This is a genomic window from Methylocystis sp. (assembly GCF_050246715.1).
Lineage (GTDB): Bacteria > Pseudomonadota > Alphaproteobacteria > Rhizobiales > Beijerinckiaceae > Methylocystis.
In genome coordinates this window covers 35,789-56,528 of the sequence record NZ_JBFWVN010000008.1, presented here as the reverse complement: position 1 = coordinate 56,528, position 20,740 = coordinate 35,789, and the positions used below count along the sequence as shown (strand labels likewise).

Below are 20,740 nucleotides of genomic sequence, written 5' to 3'. Positions count from 1 at the left end.
AGGAGACGCTCATGACGCCGCTTACGCTTTTTCTCGCAAAGCTGATCGGCGCCTATGCTCTGATCATGTCCGCCTGGATGCTGGTGCGCAAGGACGTGGCGCTGCAGATGATCGAGAGCGTTTCGCGCGAGCCTGTCGCCATCGCTTTCATCGGCATGATCCGGCTGGCGATCGGCCTCGCCATCGTCATCGGCCATGATAGTTGGAGCGACGCGACCGCCGCGCTGGTCTCGCTTGTCGGCTGGCTCTCGCTGATCAGCGGCGTACTGACTCTGTTTTTGCCACCGGAGACCGTGCGCGCCGCTTTCTCGAAGATGGGCTATGAGCGGCGCTACCCGATATTCGCGCTTGTATCCTTTGCCCTTGGCGGCGCATTGCTGATCGCTGGCTTCAGCGCCTGACGAGTCGAGTTTGGCGCTTGTCCACCGACGTCGCCTCCGCCATCGTGACGTGCTGATTCGACTTTGCAGCCATGCCCGTCTGGACGCCCGAACAGGACCAAGCGCTGATCGCGGTCGCGCGCTGGCTCGAAACGCCGAGCGCGCCGCAGGTCTTTCGCCTGTTCGGCTTTGCCGGCACCGGCAAGTCGACGCTTGCCCGTCATCTCGCCGAACATGTCGACGGTGACGTCGCCTTTGCGGCGTTTACGGGCAAGGCGGCGCTCGTCATGCGCTCGAAGGGCTGCAAGGACGCGCGCACGATCCATAGTCTCATCTATCGCGCCACCGACAGCGAGACCGAGGAACCCTCTTTCGTAATCAACGACGATAGCGACGCGGCGCATGCGAAGCTCATCGTCATCGACGAATGCTCGATGGTCGACGAGGAGCTTGGCCGCGATCTCCTCTCCTTCGGCAAGAAGGTGCTCGTGCTCGGCGATCCGGCGCAATTGCCGCCGGTCAAGGGCGGGGGCTTCTTCACCGAAGCCGCGCCCGACGTGATGCTGCAAGAGGTGCATCGGCAGGCGGCGGACAATCCGATCATTCGGCTCTCGATGGCGATCAGGGCCGGCGAGGGCGTCGAGCAGGGCATTTTTGGAGAGACCCGAATCGTTCGCCGCGATTCGCTCGATCCCGCGCTCGTCACTGGCGCCGATCAGGTGCTCGTCGGATTGAACAAGACCCGCCGCGCCTATAACGCCCGCCTGCGCGAATTGCGCGGCTTTTCCGGCGAACTGCCGCAGTCCGGCGACAAGCTCGTCTGCTTGCGCAACAATCGCAAAAAGGGACTCTTGAACGGCGCGCTTTTTACGGTGCAGAGCGCCGGAGCCGTGCGCCGCGGCAAGGTGAGAATGCTGGTGACGCCGGAAGACGCCGAAGGCGTCAAATTTCAGCGGGTCGCCGTCATTCCGCAACTGTTCGGCGCCGAGAGCGACATCCCTTATGCGCTTCGCAAGGACTCGGACGAGTTCGATTTCGGCTATGCGCTCACCGTCCACAAGGCGCAAGGTTCGCAATGGGACGACGTGACGCTGTTCGACGAGTCCTTCGCCTTTCGCGAACATCGGGCGCGCTGGCTTTACACAGGCGTGACGCGGGCGGCGAAAAAGCTCACGCTGGTGATGTAATTTTTTCTATTCTGCGCCACGCAGGGTCATACGCTACGCTCGTCCCATGAGAAATTCGATTGAAGGGCTGGGGGTTGTCATTCCCAACGCGCGCAACGCGCGCGATCGGGAATCCAGAGCAAGACCAGCGTTCTTGGATCGTCTCTGGATTCCCGGTCAGGCCTTCGGCCCGCCGGGAATGATAGGCGCGGCGGCCAAGCGAAATTTGTGACTCACTTGCCCCAGGCGTCGATGGCGTCGGCAAAGACGCGCTCGCCCGATGGGCCTTTCTCCATATTGATCGTCGCCGCGCGGCCATCGGCAAGCTGCATTGGCAGATCGAGCGCCGCAAGAGATCTGAGCAGAAGAATATTGCGCGACTCGCGGTCGCCGCGCATCAGTCCGATGAGGAAATTGTTTTCGGTGATCGGCACGGGAATGCCGACGACTTTTTCTCCCGACTGGGCGTCGGAGCGTCGCATCTGAATCGGGCCGATCGCCTTTACGCCGCCAATCGGGCTGCCGGGCGCCACTGTGAACGACACGTTGATCGTATGCGACGCGGAAAGCGTCGCGTCGGTGTTCTTTCGAAACAGCAGCGACATTTTCAGCTTGGCATCGGGGATGTCGATGTCGCCGCGTATGGCCGATCCGACGGGCTCTCCGGGTCCGCCGACGTTCTCGAGGCGCCAGACGACCGAACCATTGTAGATTTTGTCGACCTTGGTCGGTTCGGCGAGCGAGCCAACCCACATTTCCGCTTTTTGCGCCACCGGCACGGCCGGGCTGCGCGGCGCGGCCGGCTTGACCGCCGCTCCCTGGCTTCCGACCCGATCATTGATCTTGCCGCTTTCAGGCGCGCTGCCGGCCGACTGCTCGGGTTTGAGTTTAGCGAGATCCTCAGGCTGTTCGCGAAGCTGCCAGGCGAGCGTTCCGACGATCGCCACGAGCGCAACGACAACGCCAGCGATGGACAAGGTCAATCGCAGCGAGCGTTTCGGCCTCGGCGCAGGCGGCAGCGGCGCGGGCGGCCGCTGGAATTCTCGCTGCGGGACTTCGCCTCTGCTCGCAGCGGACGAATAAGGCGCGTCGCGCCAATTCGACTCTTCGTTCTCAGCCGGCGCGCGCTCGGCTGGCATTGGGCTCGTGATCGAATGCGGCGCAAAACCTTCGGCGTGAGGTTGCGGCGCTTGCGCCTGCTTTACGGCGCTTTCAGTTTCGACTCGCTCGATCGCTTCTTCGAGCGCGCGGCCTTCCGCAGCGATGTCGGCTTCCGCAACCGGCGGCTGGATGCCGCGCAACTGGTTGAACAGCGCTTTGCGGGCGCGTTCGTACACCGCCTGGCGCGCGTCCGGCGTGGACTGCGGCAGAGCCGCCACCGCCCGCGAGATCAAAGAATGGTAGTCTGCCATGTCAGTTTATGAGCATTTCCGGCTTTGGGCGTCAATCCTGACGCCGCCAGAGTCCAGGAAAATCGGGGGATTCTGGGGCGCCGCGCATTTGCGGCGCGATGGGGCGGCGATTCCGCCGGACGTCGGTTAGCGCGCTCATGCCGCGCCATGCAAATTCGCCCTAAAATGACGAACACAAAGAAATATCCTTGCTGCGCAAGCCGCGCCTTATCCTGTTCGCGCGCGAACATCGGGGCGTAGCGCTTTGAAGTTTTGAAGCCGCTCAGCGGCGGCGAAAAGGCGATCAGATATGCGTCGGGTCGCGACCCGACCGCGCGGCGATCAGCCAGTAGATCGCCCCCGACACCGCGCCGGTGAGGAAAAACAGCAGAGCGATGCGCATTTCGAGGGGGTTCGCGTCACGGGCGCGGTCGAGTCCCTTCGCGGCGCGAACGATCCAAGGCGAAGCGCCAGCAAGCGTCCCGCTGACCCCCGAATACCCTAGGAGCGAGCGTGCGCCGGCGATTTCGCCGATCAACGCCGCGACGGCGAGGGGCGCGACGCAGGTGGCGATGACGATCGCCCAAACGATGACTCCGAATGTCGCCAGTGGATCGTTCAACTCTCCGGGGCGCATGTCTTCATCGAAGAAGTCGAAGAGGCCGGACAGCGCCGCCTCGATTCCCGCTTCGCGCATCGCCGGGTCCAGGAGCGATGAGACGAGCAGGAAACTGGCGCCCACGCCGACAGCGAGGAGGAAGCCGAAAGCCATGACGACGATTCGGCGAATCATCGGAGCCCTCTCTGGGACGTGCGCCAACCTATGGTTCGAGCACCGAATCCCAATAGAGGTAGTCCATCCAGCTTTCGTGCAGATAATTGGGAGGAAACAGCCGGCCGTTGCGATGCAGATCGGCGATTGAAGGCTGAAAAGGCGTCTGCGCCGGCGACATATGCGCCTCATGCGGCAGGCGGTCGCCCTTGCGCAAATTGCAGGGCGAACACGCCGCGACGACGTTCTCCCACGTCGTCGCGCCTCCTTTCGATCGCGGAATGACGTGATCGAACGTCAGTTCGTCATGTTCGCCGCAATATTGGCAGGTGAAACGATCGCGCAGGAAAACATTGAATCGCGTAAACGCCGGCTGCCGAGTCGGCCGCACATATTCCTTGAGCGACACGACCGAAGGCAGACGCATTTCGAAGCTCGGGCTTTTAACCGTCTTCTCGTATTCGGAGACGATGTTCACGCGCTCGAGAAACACGGCCTTGATCGCGTCCTGCCACCCCCAGAGCGAGAGCGGATAATAGCTCAGCGGCCGGTAGTCGGCGTTGAGCACCAGCGCCGGACAGGCTTGTGGCGAAACAGTTTGTTGACGAAAGTGAACGGTCACCCTGGCTGCCTCTCGGATTGAGGGGGCCTGATGGACCGCGCCAAGGTCCAGCCCTTTGCGACGGCGCATACTTTACAGGCACGACGACAGGCTTGTGAAGGCGCCGCGAAACAGCCAAGCCGCTTCGCATTTCGAGACTAAAAATGTTACTTGATAGGCAACTATGACAACTAAACTATCATGCTATCGTATATGTCGTCACCTATTCTGTGTTGAATGTCGGGTTAAGCTGACGCCGTTAGCGTATTGATGATTTATTTTTTGCTGTTGGCGAGGCGATTAGGGCTTCGAAGTCCGTGAATTATTCGAAGCGTCATAAGTGGCCGAGCTTTACGCTTGCCCGAGCGCGGCCGCCTATTGCCTACTTGTGGGGTGATTCGCCTTCTTCATACCGCCGATTGGCATCTGGGCGCGACTCTGCAGGGCTGGTCGCGCGAGGCGGAGCATCGCGCCGCGCTGGCGCAGCTCGTCGCGATCGCGAAGCAGCGGGCGGTCGACGCGATCATCGTCGCTGGCGATGTTTTCGACAGCCTCAATCCGTCCGCCGACGCCCAGCGGCTGCTCTACGACACCTTGCGCGACTTGCGCGCCGCCTGTCCGCATGCGCGCATCGCGCTCGTCGCCGGCAATCATGATCCGGCGGCGCGGCTCGAAGCGCCGCGCGCCCTGTTCGAGATGGCGGATGTGATTTCGATCGGCGCATTCGCGCGCCGCGACGGCGTTTTCGATGCGCGCGCCCATCTGTCGCCAATCCGTGACGCGAAGGGACGAGTCGGCGCGCATCTGCTCGCGTTGCCCTATCCGCGCGCGGCGGACTTGCCGCTAGTTTGCGACGGCGCGGACGGCGCCGTGCGCGCGGCCTATCGCGAGGCGGTCGACAGCGCCCGGCGGGAGATGGGCCAGGGGGAGACCGGCATGGCGCCGCTCGTCGTCACCGGCCATCTTCATGTCGCCGGCGGGCTTGAGTCGGAAGGGTCGGAAAGACGCATTCTCGTCGGCGGCGAACATGCGGTTCCGCCTGACATATTTTCGCCCGACATCGCTTATGTCGCGCTCGGCCATCTGCATCGGCCGCAGTCCGTCGGCCGCGAGACGATCCGCTATGCCGGATCGCTCATTCCGATGTCGAAGACCGAAATCGACTATGCGCATGGCGTCAGCATCGTCGATATTGACGATTCCGGCGCCGTCACGGTCGAACATGCGCCTTTCAGCCGTACCGTGCGACATCTGCGCACGCCCGCGACGGGCGCTCTGGCGATCGCCGAACTTGAACCTGCGCTTCAGGCGCTCGATCTCGATGAGTCGGCGCCGATCGAGAATTGGCCTTTCGTGCATCTCGCCATCAAAGTCGAGGGTCCGGCCGTGGGTGTGAAAGCCGAGGTCGACGCCATTTGCGAAAAATTTCCGCTGCGCGTGGTGTCGATGACCGTCGAACGGCCGCAAGCGCTGGCGCCTGCGGCGGCGCCGCTGCGCCTTGCGGAACGCAAGCCTGCCGATTTGTTTCGCGAGGCATTTGAGCAGACTCACGGCGTCGCGCCGACAGACGACCATCTCGACTGTTTCGAGCGTCTTCTGCAGGAGGGGTGATCGTGCGCATTCTGGCGATCAGAGGGGCCAATCTCGCCAGTCTCGCCGACCCCTTCGTCATCGACTTCGACAGCGAACCCCTGCGTTCGGCGGGACTTTTCGCCATCACCGGCGAAACTGGCGCCGGCAAATCGACAATTCTCGACGCGATCTGTCTCGCGCTCTACGACAAATTTCCGCGCGTCGCGGCGTCCGGCGCGAGCGAAGGCGCGCCCGACCCCTCGGGAGAGACGCTGGGCGCTGGCGACCCGCGGGCGATTCTGCGTCGGGGCGCCGGCCGCGGCTTCGCCGAGGTGGATTTCATCGGCAAGGACGGGCAGCGCTATCGGGCGCGCTGCGACCTACAGCGTGCGCGCGGCAGAGCGGCGGGCGCATTGCAGAAGCGCGGACGGTCGCTGTTGCGCATCGACGACGCCGGCGCAATCGTCGCGGCGATCGAAAGCGGCATAGAGCCCGTTAACGCCCGCATCGTCGAACTGACCGATCTCACCTTCGATCAGTTTCGCCGAACGGCGCTACTTGCGCAGGGCGAATTCGACGCCTTTCTGCGCGCCGACGCCAAAGAGCGGGCCGAGCTTCTCGAAAAGATCACCGGCGCCGAAATCTATGGCCTCTTGTCGAAGCGCGCCTTCGAGCGCGCGCGCGAGGCGCAGCAGGCGGCCGCGCTTGTCGAACGCAGTCGCGCCGAGATCGGCGTGATGTCTGAAGACGAACGCGCCGCGGTTGACGTGGAAGTCGCCGCGATCGATAGCGAACGCGCCGAAGTCGCCATGCTTCGCAGCGAGACGATGACGGCGCTCGGCAAGCTCGACGCCTTGGCGCAGGCGCAAGTGAAGCTCGGGCAGGCAATGGCGGCGCGCGCCGAAGCTTTGCGCAAGTTTGAGGGCTTGTCGCAGGAGCGCGAGACGCTTGCAGCGCTGGCGAAGGTTGAACCGCTGCGCGCGCCTTGCGATGAATTGCGCCGCGCCGACGACGCAAAAGAACAGGCGGCGCGCGCCGCCATGGAGGCCAAGGCGCAGGCGAAAGCGGCGCAAGAGAATTTCGCCGCTCATGACGCGCAGGCGCGATTAGCCATGCAAGATTGCGCCGCGGCGGACGCAGACATCGCCCGATTCGCGCCGATCTGGAGCGAGGCGGCGTCGCTTGATTCGCGCATCGCCAATCTGGCGAGCGAGGAAGAAAAGGCGCGCGGCGTCGCTGAAGACGCCGCATCGCGCGCGTCGGAGAAGCGCGCCGAACACGCCGATGCGGTCGCACGGCTCGCCGACGTTCAAACTGAGAAGCAGGCGGCGAACGCCGAACTCCAGAGGCTCGCGCCGGCGCGCCCGCTCAGCGAACGCTGGCAGGAGATCGAGGAGTGGCTGACGAAGCGAGGCGAGCTTTCGCAAGCCAAGCGCGTATGTGACGACGCGATGGCGGAGGCCGTCGCCGAACTCGGCCGCAGCGAAGCGACGCTTGCCGAATTCGACTCGCGCGATGCGCAGGATCGGGCGGCGAGCGAGAAGCTCGCGACGCAGATTGACGAGCGCAATCGCGCGCTTCTCGCGCTCGATGAGCCGGCTTCGCTCATGCGCGACGACGCCCTTTCGGCCTCTGCCCAGCTCATCGAAGCCCTGCGTCGGCAGGCGCGCGCCTATGACGAGGCCGACGTCGCGGCAGCGTCGGCGCAACGGGATATTGCGCGCAGCGCCGAGAGCGAAGCCGCGCTTCGACAGAAATTGGAAGAGTTGCGCGCGACTCGCGCGCAATATGGCGCGCAGAACGCCGACGCCGAGCGCTTGGGCGAACTGGCGGACGCTGCGGCTGATCCTCATGCGCTGCGATTGCGCGCGGCGCTGAGCGAGGATGCGCCATGTCCGGTCTGCGGCGCGCGCGACCATCCTTTCGCCGAAGCGCAAGACGCCGCGCACGCATTGATCGAAGAGCTGCGCGCACGGCGTAATGAGTCACGACGCGCGCTCGCCAAACTGGACGAAGAGGCGGTTGCGCTAAGCGCGCGCGCCGCTGAGGCGCAAGCGCGTCACGCGGACGCGTCGCGACGCGCGGCAGAAGCATTGTCGGCGCGCGCGCGTGCGGAAGGTGAATATGCCTCGGCGCTCGGCGATGATTGCGCGCGAAACATTCTTGCCGAATTCGCGCCGCCGGCTTCGGTTGCATCAGGCTCGCCGCGGCTGGATGCATTGGCGAAAGAGGTTGTGGCGGCGCGAGATGCCGTTGCGCAAAAGCTTCTCGCTGCGCGCCGACTGCGCGAGGAACGCGATCGACTGCGCGGCGCGCGCGAGGAGATGCGTCAGGCTCTGGACGCACGCCAGGAAGAGCGCGCCACGCTCGCCAAGATGCTCCAGTCGGCGCGCGAGACGCGCGGCCGCACGGAGGCGCAAAGCGCCGGATTTTTCGAGCGCCTGGAGTCGATCGACCGCGCGCTTGCGCCTTTTTTGGAGCTTTGCGAGCTTTCGGCCGTTGACATCGATCGCGACGCGGCTTCGGCGCGCCGGGCGCTCGAATGCGCTGGCGCGCAATACCGAAAGGCGTCGGCGCGATCGGATGAGCTCGGCGCGGCGGTCGCCGCGATCAGTCTCACGACGGAGCGCCTCGCCGCTGAGTCGGACGCTTCATGCGCCCGAGCGGCCGACGCCATAGCTGATCACTGGGCGCGCGCTGAGAGTCTCGCCGATGCGCGAAGCGAACGCGCGCGCCTTCTCAACGGCGAAGCGACGGCCGCGCATCGCGGCCGTATCGAGGGCCGCGACAGGGCGGCTGTTCGGCAGCGCGAGGAAGCGCGCGAAGGATTGGCTGAAGCGCAGCAAGCGAAGGCCGCATGTGAGGCGAGTCTTTCTCATCACGCCAGCGCTGAAGAGGCTGCGACGACTCGCGCCGAGGAGGCGCGGTCGGCTTTTGCGGCGGCGCGCGAAGCCGCTGGTTTCGATGAGGCGACGGCGGCGCAGCTTCTTGCGATATCGGGCGAAGGGCTGGTGGAGCTGCGGCGCGCCGTTCAGACGGCGGAAGCTGAGCGATCGGCGGCCGAGGTTGCAGTGACGGAGCGGCAGACGGACCTTGAGGCAGCGCGCGCCGTCGCGCCGGCCGAGATATCGCGTGAGGCGCTCGCCGACCAGGAGAAGGTCGTCTCCAGCCGTCTTGACGAATTATCAGCGCGGCTCGGCGCGTTGCGCGAGCGTCGCGCGAGAGACGATGAGGCGCGCGAACGCGCCGCCGCGCTGGGCGAGGAGTTCGAAGCGGCGTGCACAAAGGCCACGCTCTGGAGCGAGATCAGCGAAGCCATCGGCTCGGCGAGCGGCGACAAGTTCCGCCGTTTCGCCCAGGCCGCGACGCTGGAGCATCTTGTCGCCCTCGCCAATCAGCGGCTGAAGCTGCTCGCGCCGCGATACGCTCTCGAGCGCTCGGGCGAGGCCGGCGCGCTTGGCCTCCAGATCGTCGATCGCGATCTTGGCGACGAGCGCCGCTCGACGCGCTCGCTTTCGGGCGGAGAGCGCTTTCTCGCGTCGCTGGCGCTCGCGCTGGCGCTGGCTGGCCTGGAAGGGCGCAATTCCTTCGTCGACACGCTGTTCATCGACGAAGGCTTCGGCGCGCTGGATTCGGCGACCCTCGACATCGCTGTCGACGCGCTGGAGACGCTGCAGGGGCAGGGGAGGCGGGTTGGCGTGATCAGTCACGTCGATTCCCTGCAGCAGCGGATCGCGACGAAAATCTGTGTCGAGCGCCGTGGCGGGGGCGTCAGCGTCGTCCGGCTGCGCGCGCCGGAACAGGGATAAGATTCGCCCGCTCCAGGCGCTGAAATTTGGAAACGAGATCGAGAAAAAAAAGACTTGGCTGTGACCTGAGAGCCACAAAAAACAAGGATCAATCGAAAAAACTGTTGCAGCGGCGCCACAAGCCCTTGCTCTTGCATCGTCACATTCCGTCCACCGCCACAATTGTCACGGCTCTGTCATCCAGCGTCGGCTTCACTGTCGCCCGAAAGTTAACCGGGGGACTAAACCTATGAAACTTGGAGTTGGACAACGCGCGCTCGCCATCGCAGCGTTCGGCTTATTTACAACGGCTTCGGCTATTCCGGCCGCGGCTGACACCGCGACCGAAATCCGCGAATTGAAGGAGCGGCTGAAGCAGCTCGAGGCGATGGTCGCCAAGCAGAATGTCGCGGTGAAGCGGGCGACGAATGTCGCGAACGCCGCTCAGGCGCATGTCAGCAAGGACGGCCACGGCCATCGGCCGCCGCCGCCGGTCTTCGTCAGCTTCAGGAACGGCCTGTTCGTCGAGACCGAGGACAAGGCCTACAGCTTCAAAGTCGGCGGCCGCGTCCAGGTTGACGGCGGCGGCATCAACACGCCGATCGGCCTTGCGCCCAACTATGGTTACAAGGGCCAGGCAGGCATCCGTCGCGCGCGTCTCGAAGTTGAAGGCGTTGCCGCGAAAATCTGGTTCTACAAGCTGCAATATGACTTTGCCGGCTCGGGGTTAGCCGGCATCCGCGACGCTTATATCGGACTGAAGGTTCCGAACAGCGAACTTCCCTACGCCACCAGTCCAGTGTGGATCCACGTCGGCTCGACGTACGAGCCGTTCAGCCTGGACGCGATGAACTCATCGAAATATATCGATTTCATCGAGCGCCCGATGTCGGTCCCGGGCTTCGCCCCCTTCCGTCATATTGGCGTCTCCGCCGCGAGTCACGGCGACAACTGGACGGCCAGGGCGGGCGTTTTCACGGCGAGCTTCGAGGACGCCAACTTTGCTCCCACTTTGATCAGCGCTCCGGCGACTTTCTGGGCGCCGGTGCCACGCGGCGGCGGTCAGTATTTCGATGTGACCGGCCGTTTGACTTATGCCCCGATTAAAACCGAGCATGAGGTTCTCCATCTCGGCGTCGCCGGTCGTTATCACCAGCCGAATGACGCCACTGGAGCCAGCGATGACCGCATGCTGCGCGTCGGCAACCGCGAGCGTTCTGAGGCGAACATCCTCGGCATGCAAACGCTGGGCACGCCCGACCTTTCTTGCGGCTCCAGTGGGTTCCCGCTTGGCGGAATTCCTGGGAACGCTGTTTTCAGCAACACAGCCAATGTCGGTGGCGTGCCGGGCAAATGCGTCAACAATGAAGTCCAGTACGGCTTCGAACTGGCCGCCGCGTGGGGACCGCTCTCGTTCCAGGGCGAATATATCGGCATGCAGGTCAACCGTAACCCCAGCAAAATGCTGCAGTCGGCGATCCTGGGCAACTTTACGCCGGGCGGCTCCTCGGCCTATTTCAACGGTTTCTATGGATACGGTCAGTGGTACATCACCGGCGAGGAGCGCGCCGAAGCATACAGCGTGAAGGACAAGAATGGCGCGTCCTTCGAGCAGATCAAAATTCTCCACCCCTTCAGCAAGGGCGGTCCTGGCGCTATCAGCGTCGCCGCGCGATACAGCGCGATGAATCTCAACAGCGGTCGCTGGTCGGGTTCGGGCCTCTACAACATGCTGACCTTTAGCCAGTTCGTCTTGCAGAATAATAACGCTACCGCGGTGATCGCCAATCAGGCGGGCATCGCCGGCGGCCGCCAGGAGAACACGACTTTAGGCATCAACTGGTATCCGGACAATGGCTTCCACTTCCAGGCCAACTGGACTCATGTGCTGCATTGGTCCGCTCCGCTGCAAGGACCCTCTGCGTTGGGGTATTCGGCAGCTGGTCTAGTTCCGTCACCATTGCTGGCCCTTCAGGGAAGATATCAGAGCCAATCGCATCCTGATCTCTTCGAAGTCCGCGCTCAGGTTTACTGGTAGACGCAGCAATCTCTCTCTGTCTCTCTCAGTTGGCCCGCCGAGCTTTTGGCCCGGCGGGCCTTTCCTTGCACGCTGGCTCAAGGCCGGCCCGCCGCCCCAAGCTGAGAAGGCGGTAACAATTCATTAAGGTTAACATTTCATTGTCGCTGCCGAACGCAAATGGAAGCGCGAGGCGGGACTTTGGCCAGTCGGCGAGCGATGCGAGCACTCGGCTTGGCGACGCTCGGCGCGTTACTCTCGCCGGGCGGCGCAATGGCGACCGACAGCGCCACTGAAGAGCGCTTGCGCAAGCTTGAAGCGGAGATCGCCAGGCTTCGTCCGCTGGAGGCGGAGGTCGCCAGATTGCGGCGCGAGGCGCGCGGCTCGAAAGCGCGGGCGGGAAGCGCGACCAATGTCGCCAATGCCGCAGTGGCCAAGAATGGCTCGCCCGCTCCGGCGCCGCGACCGCCGGTATTGATCAGCTTCAAGAACGGGCTTTTCGTCGAAACCGAGGACAAGGCGTATAGTTTTAAGGTCGGCGGCCGGGTTTTGATCGATGGCGGCGGCATTTCCCTGCCGCTTAACGGTTTCGACAATCAGGTCGGCGGACGGCAACTGCGCCTGGAAGTCGATGGAACGGCCGCGAACATCTATTTCTATAAGCTGCAATATGACTTCGCGGGAAGCGGCCAGATAACCGGCAACAACCAGGTGCAGGGCGGCATTCGAGACGCCTATTTCGGCATCCGGAGCCCTCTGCTTACGCTGCCCTTCGCCAAAGATCCGGCCTATGTCATGGTCGGCAGCATGTTCGAGCCCTTCAGCATCGAGGCGCTCAATTCCTCAAAATATCGCGACTTCATCGAACGTTCGCTCGCCGTCGACACCTTCCAGCCCGATCGTCACATCGGCCTTGCGGTGGGCGCTTATGGCGACGACTGGACGTTCAAGGCCGGCATTTTCAGCACCAGCTTCGCCGATGCGAGCCTAAACCCGGCTCGCGGCTATCCGGCCACTTGGGGAATTCCGCGACTTTATATTCCCAATGCCGGCGGCGGCCCTGCATTCGCCTCAAACACCACTTGGTGGCGGGCGACCGGGGGCGGACAATATTTTGATCTTACCGGCCGCTTGACCTACGCGCCGATCCACACCGAACATGATCTCATTCATGTCGGCGCCTCCGGTCGCTATCACCAGCCAAACGACGCCACTGCGGCGAGTGATGATCGCGTGCTGGCGCTGGGCAATCGCATCAGATCGGAAGCCAATATTCTCGGCCAGGGACTCATCGGCACGCCTGATCTCTCCTGCGGCGTGATTGTGGGTCCCATCCCACAAAATATTTTCAACAGCTCCGCCTTCTCGGGCAAATGCACCAAGAACGTGGAATCCTTTGGCTTGGAGTTGGCGGCGTCGCACGGGCCGTTCAGCGTTCAGGCCGAATATTTCGGCGCATTCTACAATCGCGACCAATCTGCGATCAATCGAGCGACCTATCTGACCGGGGCTCAGGCGGCCACCGGCGTCATTCCCGTGACTGGCGCTCTCGTTCCCTTCAATCCTGGCGGGCGGTCCGCCTATTTCGACGGCTATTACGTCCAGGGAACCTATTGGATCACAGGCGAGGAACGCGCGCAGTCCTATGAGATGCACGACAAGAACGGCGTGTCTTTCGGACAGCTAAAGATCAAGAATCCGCTCAGCGCCGGCGGTTGGGGGGCATGGGGATTAGCGGCGCGGTTCAGTTCCGTCGACCTCAACAACGGGCCGTACAATGGAAACACGCTCTACAACCTGCTCGCTTTGACGACATTTGTGGCGCCGAACCCTCTCGCGCGGACATATATCGCGAACGCCGGGATCAACGGCGGTCGTCAGCAGGACCTTACGCTTGGCGTCAACTGGTATCCCGACGCGGGCCTCGCATTTCAGGCGAATTGGACGCGGGTGATGAACGTCGTCGCGCCACTGAACCTCTACAATGGCGGCCAGTTCCCCACATTGCTCGGCGCCAATTACACAGGCGCGCATCCCAATCTGTTTGAAATGCGCGCCAAGGTCTATTGGTAGGCGGATGCGGCGCCAGGACACAGGCCGTCGAGCCCAAGACTCGACGCCGATGACCGGCGGGCTTTTCTTTGCGCGTTCGGGGATGATATGATTGATAACAACTGAAATCCCAAAGGGGGCGTGCGAGTTCATCGATGAGGTCGCTCGTGACGACGCTCAGGCGATTGGTCCGGCGTCCATTTCCCCGGCGCTACGGCTTGAGAACGCGCATGAACCGATATGACCGCCAGCCTCAGCCCGCTGAAGAGGCCGTCGTCGAATATCTCGACGGCGAATATCGCGTGCGCAAGCCCGGCGCCTACGTCCGCTGCGCAGTGACGGGGGAGCCGATCCCGCTCGAGGATCTGCGCTACTGGAACGTCGATCTGCAGGAGCCTTATAGCGGCCCGCACGCCAAGCTGATGCGTCTCGGCGTCAAGAAGCCCGATTAGGGATTGGCGCGGCGCGTTTCTTTTTCGCCAAAAAGCCTGTCGAGCGCTTCGTCCAATACGACTGCGTCGTCAAATGCGAGAGCGACGGGAAGCGCATCAACGCCGAGCGTCGCGATCTCGTCTCCCATTCGGGCCGCATCCTTTTCCGTTGTGACGAGGCGTGCGCCATGCGCTTGCCGCAACTTCGACAGCGTCGCACAATCCCGCTTCGTGAATCGACGGTGATCGTCAAAGGTAAGCCGCGCCGCGACTTCGGCGCCGCATTTTTCCAATGAGTTAAAAAATTTCTCGGGTCGAGCAATGCCGGCAAAGGCCACGACGCGAACGCCTCTTATCGCTTCAACCGCATCGGGGTCGGGCGCCAGATGCGCGGCGACGATAGGCTTGTTGGCGCGCGCGGCGATATCGCGGCCCCGTGCGCCGTCGCCAATGACGACCAGAATGTCCGCCGCCGCAAGCTGCGCGTCGAGCGGCGCGCGCAAAGGTCCGGCAGGCATGCAGCGGCCGTTGCCGGCGCCATAGTCCGAGTCGATGGCGATCAGCGTCAGGTCGGGCGCGATGCGACGGCTGTGAAGGCCGTCATCGAGCACGACCACGCTGGCCCCCAGTCGCTGCGCCAGGGCTGCGCCAGCGAAGCGGTCGGCGCCGACGATCGTCGGCGCGGCGCGTGCGAGCAGCAGCGCTTCGTCGCCGACGTCGTCTGCATCGTGCCGATCCGGATCGACGGCAAAGGACGAAGCTTCGCTGGGCTTGCGGCCGTAGCCGCGCGTCAGAATCGCAGGCTGCTCGCCCGCAGCGAGAAGACGTTGCGCGAGGGCGATCGCGAGCGGCGTCTTGCCGTCGCCGCCCGCCGTCAGTCCGCCCACCACGACGACCGGCAGATTAGCGTGCGGCGCGACGCGCGCCAGCCTCCTGCGGGCGACGCCGCCATAAAGGGCGCCGAGCGGAGAGAGAATGCGCGCCGCCGCGCAATCATCGCGCCAAAAGCCGGGCGTGCGCATCTCAATGAGCGCGAGGGCGCGCGACGCTCATTGCTGGGCAACCGCCAATTGCGCGAGATAGGGCTCGACGGCGTTCATGATTCCGCGCGAGGCGCCGCCCAGCCTCTCGACCGTTTCCGCCGCGGCGCGCCCCATCTTGCGCATGCGCGCCGGCTCGGTAAGGAGATAATGCGCGGCCCGCGCCACCGATGCGGCGTCCGAGACGCGCGCGGCCGCTTTTGCCGCCGCGAGCTCATTGTAGACCTCCGAGAAGTTTTCGACATGGGGGCCATGGAGAATGGCGCAGCCGAGCTTTGCCGGCTCGATCGGATTTTGTCCGCCGCCGGGCAGCAGCGACTTGCCCATCAGGACGACTCCGACGCTTCGGAAAACGAGGCCAAGTTCGCCGACGCGGTCGACGACATAGACGTCGACCTCGCGCCGCGGCTCAGCCTCTTGCGAACGCAGCGCGGCGTTCAGTCCTCTGGCGCGGGCCGCTTCGACGATCTCGGCGGCGCGCTCACGGTGGCGCGGCGCGATGATCGTCAGCAGCGACGGCGTCTTGACGGCCATTTCGACATGCGCGTCGAGCACAATGTCCTCTTCGCCGGCATGAGTGGAAACCGCCGCCCAGGCCGGCCGCGCTCCAATCGCGCCGTTGAATTCGGCAAGCTTCGCAGAATCGGCGGGCGGCGGCGGAACGTCGAATTTGAGATTGCCGGCGACGCGCACGCAACGCGCGCCGAGCGCCAGGAATCGGGCGGCGTTATCCGAGTCCTGCGCGAGGCAGAGATCAACGGCGCCGAACACGGATTTCGCCGCGCCGGGAATGGCGCGCCAGCGCTCGGCGGATTTGCGCGAGATGCGGGCGTTGGCGAGAACCAGCGGCGCGCCGCGCGCACATACCGCCGCGACGATATTGGGCCACAGCTCCGACTCCGCGAAGACCGCGATGTCCGGACGCCAATGATCGAGAAATCGCTCGATGAATTTGGGCGCGTCGAGCGGCGCATATTGATGGAAGGCGCCTGCCGGCAGGCGCGCGCTGAGAACCTGCGCGGAAGAAACCGTGCCGCTCGTGACGAGCACTTCGAGTCCGCGCTGAATGAAACGGTCGATCAGCGGCAGCAGCGACAGGGTTTCGCCGAGGCTCGCGCCATGCAGCCACACGAGTCGTCCGCCGGGACGGGGGCGATGCGATTCGCCCATGCGTTCGGCTAGTCGTTCAGGATCTTCCCTGCCATGTCTTGCTCGCCAGTTGAGCAGAGCGCTGGCGAAGGGAGTCGCCGCTATCGTCGCCAGCCGGTACAATTTCAGAAGCGACATGTTTCCTGTCTATTCGGAATCGTTCCAGGTCTGCACGGGCTCAATGACCGCGCCTTCTCCGCGCGTCGCGGCCATCTCTGGAAGCATGATTCTATTGCTCGGCAAAGCGGCGAATTTAGGAAACGATTATAGCTCCTCCACGTCGGGATCGAGCAGCCGATAGAGGTGGACCACGAAATAACGCATATGCGCATTGTCGACCGTCGACTGGGCTTTCGCCTTCCAAGCCGCGAGCGCGCTGTCGTTGTCCGGATAAATGCCGACGATGTCGAGCTTGCTGGGATCACGGAAAGCGACGCCGTCGAGCGTCTCCAGCTCGCCGCCAAATACAAGATGCAACAATTGTTTTTCTTTTTTTGGCGTGGTCGCCTGCGTCGCCTTGTTCATAATTTTCCTTCCAGCGCCTCCCGCGCCAGCGCGAGGCTTTCGTCAAACAGCGATTCCGGCGCCGCGATAAGCATGTCGCGGGCGAGCGAGGCGCGATTATAGGTGAGCGCAACGCCTTCAGGCTCGCTTAGCATGGCGTCCGCCTCTGCGAGGATAACGTCTGCGGCGGCGATGTCCCAGTCGCGCGCATTGGGCGCGGCGACAACAATATCATGCCGGCCGGAGGCGATGTCGGCAAGCCGCAACGCCAGCGAGGGCGTGCGCGGCGCCATGACGAATCCCAGCGGCGATGCCGCCAGTTGGTCCCGAATCGCGCGAGGCGCGACGAGCGCCGCGCCCGAGATTTTCGCGCGCTGGGGGGCGCGGATCGGAGAGGCGTTGAGAAAGGCGCCGAGTCCGCGCGCGCCGACATAGGTTTCTCCCAGAGCCGGCGCGTGGATGACTCCGGCCACCGGCCGGCCGCCAACGACGAGAGCGACGGAAACCGACCAGCGCGCGTCGCCTCGCTTGAAGGCGTGCGTTCCATCGATCGGGTCAACGATGATCACTGAATCGCGCTCGAGGCGATGGCCGTTGTCGGCGGATTCTTCAGAGAGCCACGCCGCCTCCGGCGCGAGCTGCGCCATCTCGTTGAAAAGGAACCGATCGACGGCGAAATCCGCTTCGGTGACCGGCGAGCCGCCGCCCTTGTATGACACGGCGGCGCTCGTCGGCGCGCCCGGACGGAAATAGGCCATGGCGATGTCGCCTGCGCGGCGCGTGACGCTTTCGAGTTGTGGAAGAAAAGCGGCGAGTTCCGCCTGGCTGAAGCCCATCATAGGGAGGAGTAGGTGAGGCGCCCGGCGCACGCAAGCGGGCCCGTTGCGCAGAATAGGAGCAATTTGATCGAATCCATTTTCCTGGAGTTCACCCTCATCGTCTAAATCCAGCGTCAAAGCAATGATTTACGACATGTTCACCAGGCTTTTTAGCGCCTTTCCGGCAAGGCTGCGGCAATATCGGCGCCGAGAAGGAATTCAAGCCTTAAGGAGTGACCCATGGTTGAGGCCGAGATCGCGCGTAAGATCGAAGACAGCGTCTATGTTCAACGCGACCGGCGCGCCGATGGCGGCGCCCGCCGCATCCGGATGACGCGGGAGGACGTGCTGATCGCTCGCCGACTGAGCGGCGTCGCAATGGTCATCTCTGTGCCGGTTGCCGCCTATCGCGGCGTCGCCCTCGACGTGCAGCCGGCCGGAGACGGATCGCCGCGCTACGTCCTGTCGCTGACGCATAGCGACCCAGACCTCGATATTCTTCTCGGCGAGACTGAGGATTGCGGGTCCGTCGCCGCCGACTGGCGCTATTGGGCGTCCTGGCTCGGGCTGCCGCGCTTGACGGAAGAGGAGGGCGAATTGCGCGCGCTCGACGGGGCCGCCGAAGACGCCGCCGCCGTTTCGGCGCGCCGCCGCGGCGACGCCAATGTCCGCCAGCGCCGCCCGCGATTTCTCTTTCGCCGTAAGGGCGGCGATCCCGGACGCGCCAAGATGGTCCATGCGCAAGAGCGCGAGATCATTTCCTATGAATAAGCCGTCTTGCGTTCGGCTAAGTCGACGCCTCTGAATCGGTCACAGGACTTTGCGAGCCAGGAGGCTCGCGGTCCAAATGCGGCGCATCAGGCACCGCGAGCCTCCAGGCTCGCTGGCTTCGAACCGGACGTAGCGCTTAGTTCGCGGCGCCGACTTAGCTCGCGCCAAGTACCTCCTTTGCAAAACCCTCGCGGATTTCCTGCTCTTTGAGCTTCCTGCCGATGAAGACGAGGCGCGATTCGCGCTTCTCGCCTTCCTTCCATTCGCGCTGCAAATCGCCGTCGAGAATCTGATGGACGCCCTGGAAGACGAAGCGCCGCGGCTCGTTGTTGAAGGCGATGATTCCCTTGCTGCGGAGAATGTCCGGCCCTTCGCGCTGAATGAGGTCATTGAGCCAAGGAACAAAGCGTTCGGGATCGACAGCGCCTTCGTGGCGGATCGAGATCGAATGCATCTCGTCATCATGGAAATGCGTCAACCCGGTGTGAGGCGCATGATGATGCTCATCATGATGGTCATGATGATGTTCATGATGATGATCATGGCCGCAGTCTGGACCGCATTCATGATCATGGTCGTGATGGGCGTGATCGTGATCGTGGTCTTCTTCTGCCGATTCGAGGAAGGCCGGTTCGATTTCAAGAATGCGGTCGAGGTCGAAGGCGTTGCGCTCCAAGACCGCCTGCAGGGGAACGTCCGACCGAACCGTGCGATGCAGCGCGGCGTATGGATTGATCGCGCGGATGCGGCCCTCGACTTCGGCGAGTTCGTCATCTGAAACGAGATCTGTCTTGTTGAGAACGATCACGTCGGCGAAGGCGATCTGACTTTTCGCTTCAGGCGCGTCCTTCAACCGCTCGCCAAGCCATTTGGCGTCGGCGACGGTCACCACCGCGTCGAGCCGCGCCGCCTCTTTAACGTCGGCGTCCATGAAGAACGTCTGGGCGACCGGCGCCGGATTGGCGAGTCCTGTCGTCTCGACGACGATCGCGTCGAACTTGCCGCGGCGGCGCATTAGCCCTTCGAAAATGCGGATGAGATCGCCGCGAACGGTGCAGCAGATACAGCCGTTGTTCATCTCGAAAACTTCTTCGTCGGCGCCGACCACAAGATCATTGTCGATGCCGATCTCGCCGAATTCATTGACGATGACGGCGTAGCGACGACCGTGTTGCTCGGTGAGAATGCGATTAAGCAGCGTCGTCTTGCCGGCGCCGAGATAGCCGGTGATGACAGTGACGGGGATTTTGTCGGTCAATGCGGCTTGCTCCAGTTTGTATCGCCCCCTCCCTGTCCCTCCCCCGCAAGCGGGAGAGGGAACCCTAACGATCGGCTATTCGCGAATCTCTCTGTGAAGCGCCGGGCCTGCTCCCTCTCCCACGAAGTGGGGGAGGGGTGGGGAGGGGGCGGCTACGGCGCTAGGGCTTTGGCGAGTTGTTTCACATTATGGCGCATCATGTCGATATAGGTTGCGCCGTCGCCTTTTGCGTCGGACAAGGCGTCCGAATAGAGCACGCCGCCCATGCGGGCGCCGGTCTCGCTGGCAATCCTTTTGGCGAGGCGCGGATCGGCGATATTCTCGAGGAACACCGCCGCGACCTTATGCGTCCTGACCGCGTCGATGATTTTGGCGACATCGCGGGCGCTGACCTCGGCTTCGGTCGAAACGCCTTGCGGCGCGATGAATTCGACCCCGTAGCGCGCCGAAAAATAGCCGAAAGCGTCATGGGTCGAAACCACGCGGCGACGCTCCTTCGGGAGAGCATCGATCGCCTGCCTGATTTCGCCGTCGAGCGCGTCGAGCTTGGCGAGATAGGCGTCGGCGTTCGTCTTATAGACTTGCGCGCCTTCGGGATCGGCCGCGATCAGAGCGTCGCGAATGGCCTCGACGTAGATTTTCGCGTTCGCCACATCCTGCCAGGCATGCGGATCGACTCCCTCTTCGCCATTGCGCGCGGCGACGCCTTTGCCTAGCGTAATGACTTCGCCTTTGCCTTTGGCCGCGGCGATCAGACGTTCGAGCCAGCCCTCGAAACCAAGCCCGTTGACGAAAATCAGCCGGGCCTGGGCGATGCGGCGGCCGTCGGCGGGACTGGGCTGATAGACATGGGCGTCTCCGTCCGGTCCGACGATCGTGGCGACCGAGACCCGGTCGCCGCCGACCTCGCGGACGAGATCGCCGATGATCGAAAAGCTGGCGACGACCGGAATTTTCTTCGTTTCCGCCTGCGACGGCGCGATAAGCGCGACGAGGGAAAGCGCGAGCGCGCGACGGCGTGTGAGCATCG

General features: G+C 63.6%; 17 protein-coding genes. 8 read left to right on the top strand and 9 right to left on the bottom strand.

From position 1 onward, the window contains the following. The first annotated feature begins 11 nt into the window (after positions 1-11). The gene (locus AB7I51_RS05290; RefSeq protein ID WP_428403286.1) at positions 12-401 is read left to right on the top strand and encodes a hypothetical protein; all 390 of its coding nucleotides are present in this window, start codon (positions 12-14) and stop codon (positions 399-401) included. Between the two features lie 71 nt (positions 402-472). Next, positions 473-1,567: an ATP-dependent DNA helicase gene (locus tag AB7I51_RS05285; protein WP_428403285.1), complete on the top strand. Its 1,095-nt coding sequence runs from the start codon at positions 473-475 to the stop codon at positions 1,565-1,567. A 212-nt stretch (positions 1,568-1,779) separates the two neighbouring features. Here the strand turns inward: AB7I51_RS05285 and AB7I51_RS05280 are convergent, their stop codons facing one another. From AB7I51_RS05280 to AB7I51_RS05270, 3 genes are all read right to left on the bottom strand, one after another. Beyond that, positions 1,780-2,958: a hypothetical protein gene (locus AB7I51_RS05280; RefSeq protein ID WP_428403284.1), complete on the bottom strand. Its 1,179-nt coding sequence runs from the start codon at positions 2,956-2,958 to the stop codon at positions 1,780-1,782. Positions 2,959-3,241: 283 nt separating this feature from the next. Next, positions 3,242-3,730, bottom strand: coding sequence for a hypothetical protein (locus tag AB7I51_RS05275; RefSeq protein WP_428403283.1), 489 nt, complete (start codon positions 3,728-3,730; stop codon positions 3,242-3,244). 28 nt (positions 3,731-3,758) lie between these two features. After that, the gene (locus AB7I51_RS05270) at positions 3,759-4,277 is read right to left on the bottom strand and encodes an HNH endonuclease (RefSeq protein ID WP_428403298.1); all 519 of its coding nucleotides are present in this window, start codon (positions 4,275-4,277) and stop codon (positions 3,759-3,761) included. Positions 4,278-4,703: 426 nt separating this feature from the next. Here AB7I51_RS05270 and AB7I51_RS05265 point away from each other — a divergent pair, with 426 nt between their 5' ends. From AB7I51_RS05265 to AB7I51_RS05245, 5 genes are all read left to right on the top strand, one after another. Then, entirely contained in the window at positions 4,704-5,921 is a 1,218-nt protein-coding gene (locus AB7I51_RS05265; RefSeq protein ID WP_428403282.1) for an exonuclease SbcCD subunit D, read from the top strand. A gap of 2 nt (positions 5,922-5,923) precedes the next feature. Continuing rightward, a complete protein-coding gene (locus tag AB7I51_RS05260) occupies positions 5,924-9,691 on the top strand; it encodes an AAA family ATPase (protein WP_428406124.1) in 3,768 nt (1,255 codons plus the stop codon). Positions 9,692-9,920: 229 nt separating this feature from the next. Beyond that, positions 9,921-11,708 carry an OprO/OprP family phosphate-selective porin gene (locus AB7I51_RS05255; RefSeq protein WP_428403280.1) on the top strand — a complete coding sequence of 596 codons (1,788 nt, stop codon included), beginning with the start codon at positions 9,921-9,923 and terminating at the stop codon, positions 11,706-11,708. Between the two features lie 198 nt (positions 11,709-11,906). Further along, the gene (locus tag AB7I51_RS05250) at positions 11,907-13,760 is read left to right on the top strand and encodes an OprO/OprP family phosphate-selective porin (protein WP_428403279.1); all 1,854 of its coding nucleotides are present in this window, start codon (positions 11,907-11,909) and stop codon (positions 13,758-13,760) included. Positions 13,761-13,969: 209 nt separating this feature from the next. After that, complete coding sequence (locus AB7I51_RS05245; protein WP_014890019.1) at positions 13,970-14,191, top strand: DUF2093 domain-containing protein; 222 nt, start codon at positions 13,970-13,972, stop codon at positions 14,189-14,191. Here AB7I51_RS05245 and lpxK read toward each other — a convergent pair. From lpxK to AB7I51_RS05225, 4 genes are all read right to left on the bottom strand, one after another. Next, positions 14,188-15,192, bottom strand: coding sequence for a tetraacyldisaccharide 4'-kinase (gene lpxK, locus AB7I51_RS05240; RefSeq protein WP_428403278.1), 1,005 nt, complete (start codon positions 15,190-15,192; stop codon positions 14,188-14,190). The two genes, AB7I51_RS05245 and lpxK, sit on opposite strands and share 4 nt — an antisense overlap. A 27-nt stretch (positions 15,193-15,219) precedes the next feature. Beyond that, a complete protein-coding gene (locus AB7I51_RS05235) occupies positions 15,220-16,497 on the bottom strand; it encodes a 3-deoxy-D-manno-octulosonic acid transferase (RefSeq protein ID WP_428403277.1) in 1,278 nt (425 codons plus the stop codon). A gap of 126 nt (positions 16,498-16,623) precedes the next feature. After that, on the bottom strand, positions 16,624-16,884 hold the full coding sequence (locus AB7I51_RS05230) for a DUF4170 domain-containing protein (RefSeq protein WP_428403276.1): 261 nt from the start codon (positions 16,882-16,884) through the stop codon (positions 16,624-16,626). Then, positions 16,881-17,699, bottom strand: coding sequence for a 3'(2'),5'-bisphosphate nucleotidase CysQ (locus AB7I51_RS05225; RefSeq protein ID WP_428403297.1), 819 nt, complete (start codon positions 17,697-17,699; stop codon positions 16,881-16,883). Before AB7I51_RS05225 ends, AB7I51_RS05230 begins: the two co-directional genes overlap by 4 nt. A 222-nt stretch (positions 17,700-17,921) precedes the next feature. Between AB7I51_RS05225 and AB7I51_RS05220 the strand changes: the two genes are divergently transcribed. After that, entirely contained in the window at positions 17,922-18,452 is a 531-nt protein-coding gene (locus AB7I51_RS05220) for a DUF6101 family protein (protein ID WP_428403275.1), read from the top strand. A gap of 154 nt (positions 18,453-18,606) precedes the next feature. On the opposite strand, the gene AB7I51_RS05215 is transcribed toward AB7I51_RS05220, so the two are convergent. Then, on the bottom strand, positions 18,607-19,710 hold the full coding sequence (locus tag AB7I51_RS05215) for a CobW family GTP-binding protein (protein ID WP_428403274.1): 1,104 nt from the start codon (positions 19,708-19,710) through the stop codon (positions 18,607-18,609). A gap of 152 nt (positions 19,711-19,862) precedes the next feature. Beyond that, positions 19,863-20,738, bottom strand: a complete 876-nt coding sequence (locus AB7I51_RS05210; RefSeq protein ID WP_428403273.1) for a metal ABC transporter substrate-binding protein — start codon at positions 20,736-20,738, stop codon at positions 19,863-19,865. Positions 20,739-20,740: the final 2 nt, after the last annotated feature.